Annotated in this window: 13 protein-coding genes; 5 read left to right on the forward strand and 8 right to left on the reverse strand. The window is 62.1% G+C overall.

From position 1 onward, the window contains the following. Positions 1–126 precede the first annotated feature (126 nt). Together gyrA and mtnA are read right to left on the reverse strand one after the other, a co-directional pair. On the reverse strand, positions 127–2790 hold the full coding sequence (gene gyrA, locus HX801_RS23975; protein ID WP_003218817.1) for a DNA gyrase subunit A: 2664 nt from the start codon (positions 2788–2790) through the stop codon (positions 127–129). Positions 2791–3092: 302 nt separating this feature from the next. Beyond that, entirely contained in the window at positions 3093–4169 is a 1077-nt protein-coding gene (mtnA, locus tag HX801_RS23980; RefSeq protein WP_087693679.1) for an S-methyl-5-thioribose-1-phosphate isomerase, read from the reverse strand. Between the two features lie 108 nt (positions 4170–4277). On the opposite strand from mtnA, the gene HX801_RS23985 reads away from it, so the two are divergent. From HX801_RS23985 to HX801_RS24000, 4 genes are all read left to right on the forward strand, one after another. Beyond that, complete coding sequence (locus HX801_RS23985; RefSeq protein ID WP_177022869.1) at positions 4278–5609, forward strand: TRZ/ATZ family hydrolase; 1332 nt, start codon at positions 4278–4280, stop codon at positions 5607–5609. Positions 5610–5672: 63 nt separating this feature from the next. Continuing rightward, a complete protein-coding gene (ubiG, locus tag HX801_RS23990) occupies positions 5673–6371 on the forward strand; it encodes a bifunctional 2-polyprenyl-6-hydroxyphenol methylase/3-demethylubiquinol 3-O-methyltransferase UbiG (protein ID WP_003218825.1) in 699 nt (232 codons plus the stop codon). 4 nt (positions 6372–6375) lie between these two features. Next, complete coding sequence (mupP, locus tag HX801_RS23995; protein ID WP_003218827.1) at positions 6376–7047, forward strand: N-acetylmuramic acid 6-phosphate phosphatase MupP; 672 nt, start codon at positions 6376–6378, stop codon at positions 7045–7047. Between the two features lie 189 nt (positions 7048–7236). Beyond that, positions 7237–7977 (forward strand): YciK family oxidoreductase, encoded by a 741-nt coding sequence (locus HX801_RS24000; protein WP_003218829.1) that lies wholly within the window; start codon positions 7237–7239, stop codon positions 7975–7977. 140 nt (positions 7978–8117) lie between these two features. Here HX801_RS24000 and HX801_RS24005 read toward each other — a convergent pair whose 3' ends face one another. Genes HX801_RS24005 through HX801_RS24030 form a run of 6 tightly spaced genes read right to left on the reverse strand, consistent with a single transcriptional unit; the run spans position 8118 to position 14297 of the window. Next, positions 8118–9632, reverse strand: coding sequence for an ABC transporter substrate-binding protein (locus tag HX801_RS24005; RefSeq protein ID WP_008437683.1), 1515 nt, complete (start codon positions 9630–9632; stop codon positions 8118–8120). A 51-nt stretch (positions 9633–9683) separates the two neighbouring features. After that, positions 9684–10655, reverse strand: coding sequence for an ABC transporter ATP-binding protein (locus HX801_RS24010; RefSeq protein ID WP_177022870.1), 972 nt, complete (start codon positions 10653–10655; stop codon positions 9684–9686). Next, positions 10652–11608, reverse strand: coding sequence for an ABC transporter ATP-binding protein (locus HX801_RS24015; RefSeq protein WP_102368420.1), 957 nt, complete (start codon positions 11606–11608; stop codon positions 10652–10654). Before HX801_RS24015 ends, HX801_RS24010 begins: the two co-directional genes overlap by 4 nt. Next, a complete protein-coding gene (locus HX801_RS24020; protein WP_003218837.1) occupies positions 11605–12462 on the reverse strand; it encodes an ABC transporter permease in 858 nt (285 codons plus the stop codon). The genes HX801_RS24015 and HX801_RS24020 overlap by 4 nt, the downstream gene beginning before the upstream one ends. Beyond that, positions 12459–13406 carry an ABC transporter permease gene (locus HX801_RS24025; RefSeq protein ID WP_177022871.1) on the reverse strand — a complete coding sequence of 316 codons (948 nt, stop codon included), beginning with the start codon at positions 13404–13406 and terminating at the stop codon, positions 12459–12461. The genes HX801_RS24020 and HX801_RS24025 overlap by 4 nt, the downstream gene beginning before the upstream one ends. 3 nt (positions 13407–13409) lie before the next feature. Further along, on the reverse strand, positions 13410–14297 hold the full coding sequence (locus HX801_RS24030; protein WP_008437674.1) for a proline iminopeptidase-family hydrolase: 888 nt from the start codon (positions 14295–14297) through the stop codon (positions 13410–13412). 182 nt (positions 14298–14479) lie between these two features. Here HX801_RS24030 and HX801_RS24035 point away from each other — a divergent pair, with 182 nt between their 5' ends. Next, the gene (locus HX801_RS24035) at positions 14480–15244 is read left to right on the forward strand and encodes a LuxR family transcriptional regulator (RefSeq protein WP_008437673.1); all 765 of its coding nucleotides are present in this window, start codon (positions 14480–14482) and stop codon (positions 15242–15244) included. The last annotated feature ends 63 nt before the right edge of the window (positions 15245–15307 follow it).

Genomic DNA, 15307 nt, shown 5'->3' on the forward strand with positions numbered 1-15307 from the left:
TGCTTCACTTGAATCGAGTTGATGCCATCGCCGGCAAGCCGGCTCCTACAAGAGCGGCGCGGCGTCGTATTTCAAACGAGACAAACAACAAGGGGGCGAATCTTCATCCGCCCCCTGTGTGTCCGCTTATTCCTGCGGTTCTTCTTCGTCTGCGGCAGCGTCGAGTGTTGGCTCGTCGACGCCGTCATCGGCATCGCCGATCACTTGCCCCTCGAGTGCAATCCCCTCTTCACCTTCCAGCTCCTCGCCTTCGACTTCCGATGGCTCCTGGACACGCTCCAGGCCTACCAGGGTTTCGTCGCTGGCCAGCTTGATCAAGGTCACGCCCTGGGTGTTACGCCCCAGGCTCGACACTTCATCGACCCGGGTACGTACCAGGGTGCCCTGGTCGGAAATCAGCATGATTTCCTCACCATCCAGCACCTGGACCGCGCCGACCAGGCGGCCGTTGCGATCGTTGCTGACCATGGCGATAACGCCCTGGCCGCCACGCTTGTACTCGGGGAACTCGCTGATGGCCGTACGCTTGCCGTAGCCGCGGGCCGATGCAGTGAGGATCTCGCTGCCTTCTTCCGGGATCAGCATCGAAATCAGCTTCTGCCCTTCCGGCAGACGCATGCCGCGCACACCGCGGGCGGTACGGCCCATGGCACGAACGTCGGATTCCTTGAAGCGCGTGACCTTGCCGCCGTCGGAGAACAGCATGACTTCACGCTCGCCGTCGGTGATGGCCGCGCTGATCAATACGTCGCCTTCGTCCAGTTCGAGGGCGATCAGGCCCACGCTGCGTTGACGGCTGAAGGATTCCAGCGGGGTCTTCTTCACGGTGCCTTTCGCAGTGGCCATGAAGATGAAGTGACCTTCGGTGTACTCGTCTACCGGCAGCATGGTGGTGATGTATTCATCACTGTCCAGCGGCAGCAGGTTGACCAACGGACGACCACGGGCAGCGCGGGACGCCTCCGGGATTTCGTAGGTTTTCAGCCAGTACACCTTGCCCTTGCTGGAGAACAGCAGCAGCGTGGTGTGGCTGTTGGCAACCAGCAGGTGAGCGATGTAGTCCTCATCCTTGACGCCGGTAGCCGATTTGCCTTTACCGCCACGACGCTGGGCCTGGTACGCCGCCAGAGGCTGGGTCTTGGCATAGCCACCGTGGGAAATGGTCACGACGCGATCCTCTTCCGGGATCATGTCACCCAGGGTCAGGTCGAGACGGGCGTCGAGAATTTCGGTGCGGCGCACATCGCCGTATTCGGCGCGGATCACTTCCAGTTCTTCGCGGATCACTTCCATCAGGCGCACGGCGCTGTTGAGGATGCGGATCAGCTCGCCGATCTGGTTGAGGATCTCCTGGTACTCGGCCAGCAGTTTCTCGTGTTCCAGGCCGGTCAGACGGTGCAGACGCAGTTCCAGAATGGCCTGGGCCTGTTCCGGGGACAGGAAATACTTGCCGTCGCGCAGGCCGTATTGTGGGTCCAGGGTCTCCGGACGGCACGAATCGGCACCGGCACGTTCCACCATCGCTACTACGGCGCTGGATTCCCACGGCATCTTGATCAGCGCTTCCTTGGCTTCCGACGGCGTCGGCGAAGCCTTGATCAGGGCGATGACCGGGTCGATGTTCGACAGCGCAACAGCCTGGCCTTCCAGGATGTGGCCGCGTTCACGGGCCTTGCGCAGTTCGAATACGGTACGGCGGGTTACCACTTCGCGGCGGTGACGCACGAAGGCTTCCAGCAGATCCTTGAGGTTCAGGATGCGCGGGCGGCCGTCGATCAGCGCTACCACGTTGATACCGAATACGCTTTGCAGCTGGGTCTGGGCGTAGAGGTTGTTGAGGATCACCTCAGGCACTTCGCCACGACGCAGCTCGATCACCACGCGCATACCGTCCTTGTCAGACTCGTCGCGCAGCTCGGTGATGCCTTCCAGCTTCTTCTCTTTAACCAGCTCGGCGATCTTCTCGATCAGACGCGCCTTGTTCAACTGGTAAGGGAGTTCGGTGATGACGATCTGCTGACGGCCACCGACCTTGTCGATGTCTTCGATGATCGAGCGGGCACGCATGTAAATGCGGCCGCGACCGGTACGGTAGGCTTCGATGATGCCGGCGCGACCGTTGATGATCGCGGCGGTCGGGAAGTCCGGACCCGGGATGTACTGCATCAGCTCATCGACGGTCAGCTCGGGGTTGTCGATGAGGGCCAGGCAACCGTCGATGACTTCACCGAGGTTGTGTGGCGGGATGTTGGTGGCCATGCCCACGGCGATACCGCTGGAGCCGTTGACCAACAGGTTGGGAATACGGGTCGGCATGACCGCCGGGATCATTTCGGTGCCGTCGTAGTTCGGCACCCAGTCCACGGTTTCCTTGTGCAGGTCAGCCAGCAGCTCGTGCGCCAGCTTGGTCATGCGCACTTCGGTGTATCGCATGGCCGCAGCGTTGTCGCCGTCGACCGAACCGAAGTTGCCCTGGCCGTCTACCAGCAGGTAGCGCAGGGAAAACGGCTGGGCCATCCGAACGATGGTGTCGTACACCGCAGTGTCGCCGTGAGGGTGATACTTACCGATCACGTCACCGACAACACGGGCAGATTTCTTGTACGGCTTGTTCCAGTCGTTACCCAGCTCGCTCATCGCGAACAGCACACGCCTGTGCACGGGCTTCAAGCCATCGCGCGCATCAGGCAGTGCCCGACCGACAATTACGCTCATCGCGTAGTCGAGGTAGGACTGTTTCAGCTCGTCTTCGATATTGACCGGGAGGATTTCTTTGGCCAGTTCGCCCATGAGAAGCCTGATTCCTTTTTCGGGTGAAACCTCGTCACATCCTATGGGACGAACGAAGCTCGCCGCTGCCGGCATGATGCCTGGCAACGACTTACGACAAATCAACGAGTTATGACACGGATCTGCGCATTAAAGGTTACCCCTTGGGGTGACCCTGGAAACCGCCGGATGTTATCACAATCGCCGCCACGCACCTATCCCCCTGATGCGCATGGAGCATAGTAAGTTGACGGATGACAGGCTTGACGGCGACGAGAGGGCCTTAGAGCTGGATCCAAGGGGATTTTTGCGGGCAAATTGCCTCAATGCAGGCGTTTACGACACATCAGTTGCGCCAACTTCGCCGTGTCGGGGCGTTCGACGATGCCTTTTTCAGTGACGATCACATCAATCAGGTCCGCCGGCGTCACGTCGAACACCGGGTTGAAGGCGTCTACATCAGCGGCTACGCGGGTGCCGCCGACTTCCAGCAGTTCACGGGCGTCGCGCTCTTCAAGCGGCACGTCATCACCGCTGGCCGCCATCAGGTCGATGGTTGAGCTGGGCGCCACCACCATGAAACGCACGCCGTGATGCATGGCGCACACCGCCAGCTGATAGGTACCGATCTTGCTGACCACGTCACCGTTGGCCGCAATGCAGTCGGCACCGACGATCACCCAGGTCACGCCCTTGGTCTTGAGAATATGCGCGCCAGCCGAATCGGCATTAACGGTGACCGGAATGCCTTCATTGGCCAATTCCCAGGCCGTCAGCCGCGAACCTTGCAGCCAGGGCCGGGTTTCGTTGGCGTAGACCCGCTCCACCATGCCTTCCAGAAACGCCCCGCGAATCACGCCGAGTGCCGTACCCACGCCGCCCGTGGCCAGCGCACCCGCATTGCCATGGGTCAGGATCGCCTGGACATTGCCCTGATGCTTGCGGATCAGCTCTACACCCAGCTGCGCCATGGTCAGGTTGGCTTCGCGATCACTTTGGTGAATGGCCACCGCCTCGGCTTCCAGTACCGCCAGCGGGTCGGCGTGTTTCTTGAGGCGGTCGAGGCAATCGCGCATGCGCTTCATGGCCCAGAAAAGATTCGACGCGGTCGGGCGGGTATCCGCCAGCAGCGCGTAGTCCTCTTCCCAGGCGGCCTGCCAGTCATCGCCCTCGGCGATGTGGGCACGAGCGGCCAACACCAGGCCATACGCCGCACTGATGCCAATGGCCGGCGCACCGCGCACCACCATCGTGCGAATGGCCTCGGCCACCTCGGCAGCACTGGTGCAGGCGACCCAGGTTTCTGCAGACGGCAAAATACGCTGATCGAGCAGGTACAGTGCGCCATCACGCCAGTCGATGGCCTTCACTTTCTCCGCAGCCAAAAGTCGATCGCGCATCCCTCACCCCGCACTCATGAACAAAAGCCGCCGATTATAGCGATCCGCCAGCCAGGACGCTCGGGTATACTTCGCCGTTCTTTATAGATGCCTGGGAAACTGCCCTCGATGACACCGACTGCCGCCCCGCTCGACTTATTGCTGCTGCCCACCTGGCTGGTACCTGTCGAGCCTGCCGGCGTAGTGCTCAAGGAGCACGCCCTGGGCATTCGTGACGGGTGCATTGCGTTTATCGGCCCACGCGCCGCGGCCTTGAAGCTCGCAGCGAGCGAAGTGCGTGAACTGCCGGGCATGCTGCTCAGCCCCGGCCTGATCAACGCCCACGGCCACGCGGCCATGACGCTGTTTCGCGGCCTGGCCGACGACCTGCCGCTGATGACCTGGCTGGAAAACCACATCTGGCCCGCCGAGGCCAAGTGGGTCGACGAAGCCTTCGTCCGCGACGGCACTGACCTGGCCATCGCCGAGCAGATCAAGGGCGGCATCACGTGTTTCTCGGACATGTACTTCTTCCCGAAAGTCGCCAGCGAACGGGTGCACAACAGCGGCATGCGTGCGCAAATCGCCATCCCGATCCTGGATTTCCCGATTCCCGGCGCTGCTGACGCCGACGAGGCGATTCGCCAGGGCGTCGAGCTGTTCGGCGACCTCAAGCATCACCCACGGATCAAAATCACCTTCGGCCCGCACGCGCCGTACACCGTCTGCGATGAAAACCTGGAAAAAATCCGGGTGATCGCCGAGGAACTGGACGCCTCGATCCACATGCACGTGCATGAAACCGCCTTCGAAGTGCAGCAGTCCGTTGAACAGCGTGGTGAACGCCCGCTGGCACGGCTTGGCCGCCTGGGTTTGCTGGGGCCGCGCTTCCAGGCCGTTCACATGACCCAAATCAGCGATGACGACCTGACTTTGCTGGTAGAAAGCAACACTAGCGTGATCCATTGCCCGGAATCCAACCTGAAGCTGGCCAGCGGCTTCTGCCCGGTGGAACGCCTGTGGCAAGCCGGCGTCAATGTGGCAGTAGGCACCGACGGCTCGGCCAGTAACAATGACCTCGACCTGCTGGGCGAGACCCGCACCGCCGCGCTGCTGGCCAAGGCCGTCGCCGGCTCGGCCACCGCCCTGGATGCCCACCGCGCCCTGCGCATGGCCACCCTCAACGGCGCCCGGGCCATGGGCCTGGAAAGTCAAATCGGCTCGCTGGAGGTCGGCAAGGCCGCTGACATCGTGGCCTTCGACCTGTCGGGCCTGGCGCAACAACCGATCTACGATCCGGTCTCACAGCTTATATATGCCACCGGACGCGATTGTGTGAAACACCTTTGGGTCGGCGGCAAGCAATTGCTCGACGACCGGCAACTGACCCGCCTGGATGAACAACAGTTGTGCGCCACGGCCATCGCCTGGGGCCAGCGCATCAGCGGACACAGCGAATAACACCCGCCCTGGCAACGCATGCCAGGGCCGGCAAAACGTTTTATCAGATTTAGAGGATTCCCCATGAGCAACGTCGACCACGCTGAAATCGCCAAATTCGAAGCCCTCGCCCATCGCTGGTGGGACCGCGAAAGCGAGTTCAAACCCCTGCACGACATCAACCCGCTGCGGGTCAACTGGATTGACGAGCGCGTCAACCTGGCCGGCAAGAAGGTACTGGATGTGGGTTGCGGCGGCGGGATCCTCAGTGAATCCATGGCCCAGCGCGGCGCCACCGTGATGGGTATCGACATGGGCGAAGCGCCATTGGCCGTGGCCCAGTTGCACCAACTGGAGTCCGGCGTGAACGTCGAATACCGGCAGATCACCGCCGAAGAGCTGGCCGAAGAGATGCCCGGGCAGTTCGACGTGGTCACTTGCCTGGAAATGCTCGAGCACGTGCCGGACCCGTCCTCGGTGATCCGCGCCTGCTTCCGCATGGTCAAGCCCGGTGGCCAGGTGTTCTTCTCCACCATCAACCGCAATCCGAAGGCGTACCTGTTCGCGATCATCGGTGCCGAATACATCATGAAGCTGCTGCCCCGCGGCACCCATGACTTCAAGAAATTCATCCGCCCTTCCGAGCTGGGCGCCTGGAGCCGTCAGGCCGGGCTGACCGTCAAGGACATCATCGGCTTGACCTACAACCCGCTGACCAAGCACTACAAGCTGGCCAGCGACGTTGACGTCAACTACATGATCCAGACCCTGCGCGAGGAGTAAGCCTGTGAAGTTGCGAGCGGTTCTTTTCGACATGGACGGTACCCTGCTGGACACCGCGCCAGACTTTATCGCCATCTGCCAGGCCATGCGCGCTGACCGCGGCCTGGCACCGATCAACGACCAGCACATCCGCGATGAAATCTCCGGCGGCGCCCGGGCGATGGTCGCCGTGACCTTTTCCATGGACCCCGAGTCCCCGGGCTTTGAAGAGCTGCGCCAGGAATTCCTCGAGCGTTACCTCAAGGGCTGCGCGATCCACAGCAAGCTGTTCGAGGGCATGGAAGAGCTGCTGGTGGATATCGAGAAATCCAGGCTGATCTGGGGCGTGGTCACCAACAAGCCACTGCGCTTTGCCGAACCGATCATGCAGCAGCTGGGCCTGGCCGAGCGCTCCGCGCTGCTGATCTGCCCGGACCACGTGAAGAACAGCAAGCCAGACCCGGAACCGTTGATCCTGGCGTGCAAGATGCTCGACCTGGACCCGGCCAGCGTGCTGTTCGTGGGGGATGACCTGCGGGACATCGAGTCGGGCCGCGACGCCGGCACTCGTACCGCGGCGGTCACCTACGGCTATATCCACCCGGACGACAACCCGCGCAACTGGGGTGCCGATGTGGTGGTGGATCACCCGCTGGAATTGCGCAAAGTGCTGGACAGCGCGCTGTGCAGCTGCTGATCGGGACTGCCTGAGGTTGCTGCAACTTTGTGGCGAGGGAGCTTGCTCCCGTTCGACTGCGCAGCAGTCGCGAAAAGCTGGGGCTGCTTCGCAACCCAACGGGAGCAAGCTCCCTCGCCACAGAAGCCTTGGCCAGCCTTAGCCGCAATCAATCACATGGATTTTCTGTGAACTTTGTCGAGGTTGTTTATGTTTGATTACTCCGCACGTCCAGAACTGCTCAAGGGCCGGGTCATCCTGGTCACCGGCGCCGGTCGCGGGATTGGCGCAGCGGCGGCCAAAACCTATGCTGCCCACGGCGCCACCGTGCTGCTGCTGGGCAAGACCGAAGCCAACCTGGCCCAGGTCTACGACGAAATCGAAGCCGCCGGCCAACCGCAGCCGGTGGTGATCCCGTTCAACCTGGAGACCGCCCTGCCCCATCAATACGATGAGCTGGCAGCGATGATCGAAAAGGAGTTCGGCCACCTCGACGGTTTGCTGCACAACGCCTCGATCATCGGCCCGCGCACACCGATCGAGCAGTTGTCCGGCGAGAACTTCATGCGGGTGATGCATGTGAACGTCAACGCGATGTTCATGCTGACCAGCACGCTGTTGCCGCTGCTCAAGCTGTCCCAGGATGCGTCGGTGGTGTTCACCTCAAGCAGCGTGGGCCGCAAGGGCCGGGCTTATTGGGGGGCTTACGGGGTGTCGAAGTTTGCCACCGAAGGGCTGATGCAAACCCTGGCGGACGAGCTGGACAACGTCGCACCGGTGCGCGCCAACAGCATCAACCCAGGCGCCACCCGCACCAGCATGCGGGCCCAGGCGTATCCAGGGGAGAACCCGACCGATAACCCGACACCGGAGGAAATCATGCCGGTGTACCTGTACCTGATGGGGCCGGACAGTACCGGCATCAATGGGCAGGCGTTTGACGCGCAATAACTATCTGGAACACAGTGCAACCTAATGTGGGAGCGGGCTTGCTCGCGAAGGCGGAGTGTCAGTCAACAGAGATATCGACTGATCCACCGCCTTCGCGAGCAAGCCCGCTCCCACATTTGTATTGCGGTGATCTCTAGAACTTAGTTCTTCACCACTTCCTCAAGCGTGAAGCGCCCCAGCGGGTTTTGCAGGAAGTTGCTGACGTTCTTGCGTGAGATGTTGATGTACGGGCTGTAGTACAGGTCGATCCAGTTCACATCCTGTTTAGCCATTTTCTGCAGGTCGACGTACATCTGCTCACGCTTGACCGGGTCCGCCTCGATCCGCGCCGCGGCCACCAGGTCCTTGACCTTGTCGTTTTTGTAGCGGGTCATGTAGTTCTGATTGGTGTCGTGGCCCAGCACGAAGGTGGTCTTCTGGTCCGGGTCGAGGATGTCGTTGGTCCAGTACATCACCGAAATATCGTAATCACCGTCCACCAGCATCTGCCAGCTTTGGGTCGGGTCGACCTTTTGCAGGTTGGCCGTCACACCGACCTTGGCCAGTTGATCCTTGATCATCACCGCAATCTGCTCGTCGGCTTCGTTGCCGGCGTTGACCACGTAGTTGAGCTTCAAATCCTGGGCGCCGGCAGCCGCCAGCAGCTTCTTGGCTTCGGTCGGGTCATACGGGCGTTGCAGGTTGTTGGCGTAGTGGTACAACGAGCCTTTTGGAATGTAGGAATAGGCCACGGTGCCCTGGCCGAAGGTGGCGGTTTTCACCAGCGATTGTTTATCGATGGCCATGTCCAGCGCCTGGCGCACTTCCGGCTTGGCCAGCAGGCCGTGGGCGTGGTTGATCAACAGGTGATCTTCACGGGTGGACGGGTCGGAGTGGACCACCACGTTCTTGTCTTTTTTCAGCTCTTCAACCCGGGAAAACGGGACGAAGATCGCCGTGTCCAGCTCGTTGTTCTGCACCATGCGCATGCGGGTGTTGTCGTCGGTGACGGAGACCCACTCCACGCCATCCAGGCTCACGTTGCTGGCCTGCCAGAAGTTCGGGTTCTTCTTCAGGATCACCCGATCGCCCTTGCGCCACTCGTCCACGGTAAACGCGCCGGAGGTCACCGGGTTTTCCGAGTAGGCGTCTTCGCCCATCTTGGTCATGGCTTTTTCCGACAGGATCGACACCGTCGGCGAAGCCAGTTGCGAAAGGAAGGCGACCGCCGGGGTTTTCAAGGTCACGACCAGCGTCTGCGGATCAGCTGCCTTGGCGGTGTTGATCAGGCTGAACGGGTCGCTCCACAGCGAGGCCTTGTTGTCGCGAATGCGCAACAGGCTGAAGGCGGCATCGTCAGCAGTGATCGGCGAGCCATCCGAGAACTTCGCGGCCCGCAGTTTGAAGGTGTACGTCAGGCCGTCCTTGGAAATGTCCCAGCTTTCGGCCAGCCCCGGTTCCATCTTGGTGCCCAGGTTGTCCACGCGCACCAGGGTGTCGTAGACGTTGGCGAACACCCAGGTATCGCGGTTCTGCGCGCTTTTGATCGGGTCAAACGTGGTGCTGTCTTCGCGGCAGCCGATGGTCAGCACACCTGCGGCGTGGGCAATACCGGCGGTCAGCGACCAGGCGGTGAGTGTGGCGGCGGCGAGCAACTTCAAGTGACGGGATTGCATGTCATAACTCCTTGTCTATAACGGCGGTTGTTCATGATCGGCAGGAAGGGTTCAAAGCAAAGGTTCTTCAAGCACGCAACTGTACCGATGCGTTTGCACAACGTGAGTCGGCGGCAATACCTCGGCACACACGGCTCGTGCATGTCGGCAACGCGGGTGAAAGGCGCAACCATTAGGCAGCTTCAGCGGGCTCGGCGGCTCGCCCGGCAACAGTTCGCTGGGCAGCGGGCGGTACGGATCAATCTCCGGGATCGCCTGGATCAACGCCGCCGTGTAGGGGTGACGGGGCGTGGTGAACACTGCCTCCACCGGGCCTTCCTCGACGATTTTCCCCAGGTACATCACCGCCACCCGATCACACAGGCGGCGGACGATGGCCAGGTCGTGGGCGATAAACAGGATCGCCAGGTTCATGCGCTGTTGCAGTTCCAGCAGCAGGTTGATGATCTGGCCCTGGATCGACACATCCAGGGCAGCCACGCATTCGTCGGCGATGATCAGCCGCGGCTCCACCGCCAGCGCCCGGGCAATGCCGACGCGCTGGCACTGGCCGCCGCTCAGGGAGCCGGGCTTGCGGCTGGCAAGCTCGGGGCGCAGGCCTACGAGGTCGAGTAATTCGTCGACCCGGCGTGGGATGTTTTCCGACGCCACCTTGCGCTGCACCCGCAGGACTTCGGCGATGGTTTCGCCGACGGTAAGCCGCGGGTTCAGGGCCGCGTAGGGATCCTGGAAGATCATCGCCGTCTCGTGCCGCAAACGGGCGATATCGACCGGCCCGGCGTGGGCCATGTCGATGCCGTCAAACACCACCTGCCCGGCGCTGATGGGGTTGAGGTGCAGGATCGCCCTCCCCAATGTGCTTTTGCCGCTGCCGGACTCGCCCACCAAACCCAGTGTTTCACCGGCGGCCAGGGTCAACGACACCCCGTTGACCGCCCTCACCCACTGTTTATTCAGGCCGAACAGGCCGCTGCCGGCGGCGGCAAAACGCACCTCAAGGTCATTCACCTGCAACAACGTCATGGGCGAACTCCCAGGGGATAGTGACAGGCCACCCGCGCGCCTTCCGGCAGCAGCTCGGTGCACAAGCTGCCGACTTGCGGGCAGCGCGGGTTGAACCGGCAGCCCTTGGGCAATGCGTCGAGCAATGGCGGTTGGCCGGCGATGGTGCGCAACAGGGCGTGGCCGCTGCTGGTGGCGGGCTGGCACTCGATCAGGCCGGCGGTGTAAGGGTGTTGCGGGTGTGCCAGCAGCTCGTATTTGCTGCCGTGTTCGCACAGGCGCCCGGCGTACATCACGGCGATGGAGTCGCAGGTTTGCGCCACCACGCCCAGGTCGTGAGTGATCATGATGATCGACAGGCCACGCTGGTCCCGCAGGTCCAGCAACAGCCGCAGAATCTGGGCTTGCACGGTCACGTCGAGGGCGGTGGTCGGTTCGTCGGCAATCAGCACCTTGGGATTGCAGCCAAGGGCCACCGCGATCATTGCCCGCTGGCGCATGCCGCCGGAAAACTCGTGGGGGTAATTGTCGATCCGCGCCTGGGGATCGGGAATGCCGACCTGGCGCAGCACTTCGATAGCCTGCAAGCGCGCCTCCTTTTTCGACGCGCCCTGGTGCAGTCGGATGCCTTCGGCGATCTGCTCGCCGATGCGCATCAACGGGTCGAGGTGGCTGCTGGGGTTCTGGAAAATCATCCCAAGTTGCCCACCGCGTACCGCGCGCATGCCGGCGTCATCCAGCTGCAGAAGGTCCTGGCCCGCCAGGCGCACCGAACCGCCCTGCACCCGCAGGCTCGGGGACGGCAGCAAGCGCATCAGCCCGCGACAGGCCATGGTCTTGCCCGAACCGCTTTCGCCCACCAGGCCGAGGATTTCACCTTCGGCCAGGTCGAACGACACCCGGTCCACCAACGTTACGTCGCGCCCGGTGTTATTGGCGATGACGCTCAGGTCCTGCACCTGCAACAGGCTCATGAGCGATCCCCCAGCACTTGCGCCACACCATCGGCCAGCAGGCTGAAGCCCATGGCCAGGGTCACGATGGCCAGGCCCGGGAAGGTGCAAATCCACCAGGCGGTGGTGATGAACGCCTGGCCTTCGGCAACCATGGTGCCCCACTCGGCGGTCGGCGGTTGTACGCCCAGGCCGAGGTAGCTGACCGCTGCGCCGTTGAGCAGCACCAGCACTGCGTCAGACATCGAGAACACAATCGAACCGAACATCGCGTTGGGCAACAAATGCCGGAATAGAATGCGCCCATGGCCAAAGCCCAGGCTTTTGGCGGCCAGGGCGAAGTCGCTTTCCTTGAGCACCAGGATCTGCGAGCGGATCAGCCGCGCGTAGGACACCCAGCCCACCAGCGCCATGGCGATGTAAAAGCTTTTCAAACCCGGGCCGAGAATGGCCATGATCGCCAGCATCAGCACCAGGAAAGGGAACGCGAGGATCACGTCGATCACCCGCATGCAGAAGCTGTCGAAACGCCCGCCGATGTAGCCGGACACCGCACCGACGAAGGTGCCGATCAGGAACGGAAAGATCACCCCGACCACCGCCAGTTGCAGGTCGATGCGTGCGCCCCAGATCACCCTCGAAAGGATGTCTCGCCCGTAGTTGTCCGTGCCAAATGGATGGGCCTGGCTGGGACCCAGCAAACTGATGTCGGTGTTTTGCGCAATCGGGTCAAAGGGTGCGATCCAGGGGGCGAACACGGCCAGCGCCAGCCATGTCAGCAGAATCAACAGGCCCCAGGCCGCCGTCAGCCGGCCATTGCGAAAACCGAAGCGCAGGCGCAGGCGCCACGGGGCGATCAATGGGCGGCTGCTCATTGCATCTTCACTCGCGGGTCCAGCGTGACCGTCACCACATCGGCAACAAAGTTGACCAGCACGGTGGCACAGGCCAGCACCATCGCCACGCCCTGCACCACCATGTAGTCGCGGGTGAAGATGCCGCGCACCAGCAATTGGCCGATGCCGGGAATCGCAAACAGGCTTTCGATCACCACCGTGCCGCTGATCAGCCAGCCAATGTTCACCGCCAGCAGGTTCACCGCCGGCACCAGGGAATTGGGCAGCACATGACGACGAAACACCGCCGCCTCCGACAAACCTCGCGCCCGGGCGGCGGTAACGTGGTCAGCCTGCAATTCCATCAACATGCTCGCCCGCAGGTTGCGCACCAGCACCGCCGACAGCGCCAGGGCGATGGTCAGGCACGGCAGAACCATGTGGTGCGCCTTGTCCAGCCAGGTGCGCCCATACCCGGAGACCGGGAACAGGCCCCATTGCACGCTGAGCAACAGGATCAGCATCAACCCCAGCCAGAACGCCGGCATGCCCAGGCCCACCGTAGTGAACAGCCGGATCAGGTTATCCGCCCAGCCACATTTATTACGCGCGGCCACGGTGGCCAGCGGCACGGCGATCAACAGCGCCAGCAGCACACTGCCGAGCACCAGGAACAGGGTCGGCTCGATGCGGGTGACGATCAGTTTCAGCGCGTCGACCTTGTACAGCAGTGACTGGCCGAGGTCGCCCTTGAGCAGGTTTTTCAGGAAGTAGAAATATTGCAGCCACAGCGGCTGGTCGAGGCCATACTGGGCGCGGATCTTCAGCAAGGCGTCCGGGGTGCTGCGCGAACCCAGCAGGGCCCGCGCCGGGTCGCCGGGAATCGAGCGCACCAGCACAAAGGTGATCAGGCTGATGCCAAACAGCACCGGCAGCAATTGCAGCGGCCGGGACAGCACAAAACGGTAACGCGCCAGGTTCATCCGTCAGCCTCGATGACGAGCGAGGAAGTCCAGCAGCACCGGGAAGTATGCCTGGGGCTCTTCGTAAAACGGCATATGGCTGCTGTTGGGGAACACGTGCAGCTCGGCGTGCCGGGCCGCGCTTTTCATGCGCATGGCGCAGGCCGGGGTCAGTTCGTCGTGCTGCCCGGTGGTGATCAGTATCGGCATCTTGAACTCGGCCATCTCGGGGATGCGGTTCCAGTCCTTGAGGTTGCCGATGTAGAGAAACTCGTTGGGGCCCTGCATGGTTTCGTAGGGCCCCATGTTCCAGTCGCCGAGGGAACGCTGGACCGGCGCCGGCCATTCGTCCAGGCGGCAGACGTGGCGGTAGTTAAGCAAGGTAATCGCGGCCTGGTACTGCGGGTGATCGAGGGTGCCCATGGCTTCATGGCGTTGCATCATCGCCACGGTTTCGCTGCCCAGGGCGCCGCGCAGGCGTTCCAGCTCGAGGGACAGGTGCGGAATGTCGCCGACGGTGTTTTCCAGGATCAGGCTTTTCAGCGCATCGGGGTAGTGAATGGCGTACTCGATGCCCAGCCATCCGCCCCAGGAATGCCCCAGCAAGTGCACGCGGCCAAGGCCAAGGGCCTGGCGCACGGTTTCGACTTCTTCGACATAACGGCTGATTTCCCACAGCGAAACATCGGTCGGTCTGGCTGAAGCGCCCGTGCCAAGCTGGTCGAATGCAACCACTCGCAGGCCGTTGTCCTTGAGCCAGCCATGGGCGTCGCGCAAGTAGTCGCAAGGCAGCCCGGGGCCGCCATTGAGGCACAGCAACACCTCATCGCCTTCGCCAAAGCTATAGGCCACGAGGTTGTGGCCATCGACCTGCACGTTGTACCGCTGGTCGGGGGCAATTTCACGCCACATGCATACATTCCTTGTTGTGTGTCGGCCCTGTGGAGAGTGGCCGTTTAGAGGCCAACACTACCGAGGATGCCGCGTGTCCATAACCTGGTAATTCTTATAGGTTTGGTCTGGCAGTCCTTCGCCGGGGCGTGGCATTCTACTTGCAGCAAGACGAGATTCAAATGAAATCGGGAGCAGAACGGATGCTGGCCAGGCTAACTGCGTTTAATGACCGTCTCATCCCCGGCAGGAGCCTGGATGAACAGATGGACAACACCCTCGTATTGGCCCAGGACCTGGGTTTTGATGCGTTGGTCTACGACTACACCCCCGTGCCCATTGACCATAATGGTGCACTGATCACCCCTTCTGTGCTGCAACTGCGCAATACCCCGCCCGACTGGTACAACCTGTGGTGCAGTTCCGGCTTTTATCAGATCGATCCGGTGCAACACCTCGCACTGTCGACGGTTTCACCATTTGTGTGGTCCTACGAGGCCAAGGCCGATACCGCGCTGCAAAAAATCATCGACCCCTGCCACGCCCCGGTTTCCAGCTACTTGCACGACCGCCAGATGACCTGCGGCGTCAGCGTGCCGATCCATTTGCCCCGTGGCGGCTTCGCCTCGCTGACCGGCCTGCGCACCGGCAAGGCCAGCGCCGTGTTGCAGGACGCCCGCCAGACGCTGTCGGAATTCAGCCTGATTACCCACGCCTTGCAGGAAGCGGCCTACCCGCTTTTCAGCAAGGAACTGCGCTCCTACCCGCATATCCGCCTGACCAAGCGTGAGCGCGAATGCCTGAAATGGGCCGCCGACGGCCTGACCGCCGCCGAAATCGCCACGCAATTGAGCCGCTCCCTGGCAGTGGTTACCCTGCACCTGGCGTCGGCCATGCACAAACTGGGGGCCAAGAACCGGGTGCAAGCGGTGGTACGGGCCACTCATTACCGGCTGCTGGAAGACTGATCCGAAGGAAAAACCTAGCTGTTTTGCTAGTTACTTAAACTTTCTGTGCCGACTATCGTGTAC

The sequence above is a fragment of the Pseudomonas sp. G1002 genome (assembly GCF_013385455.1).
Lineage (GTDB): Bacteria > Pseudomonadota > Gammaproteobacteria > Pseudomonadales > Pseudomonadaceae > Aquipseudomonas.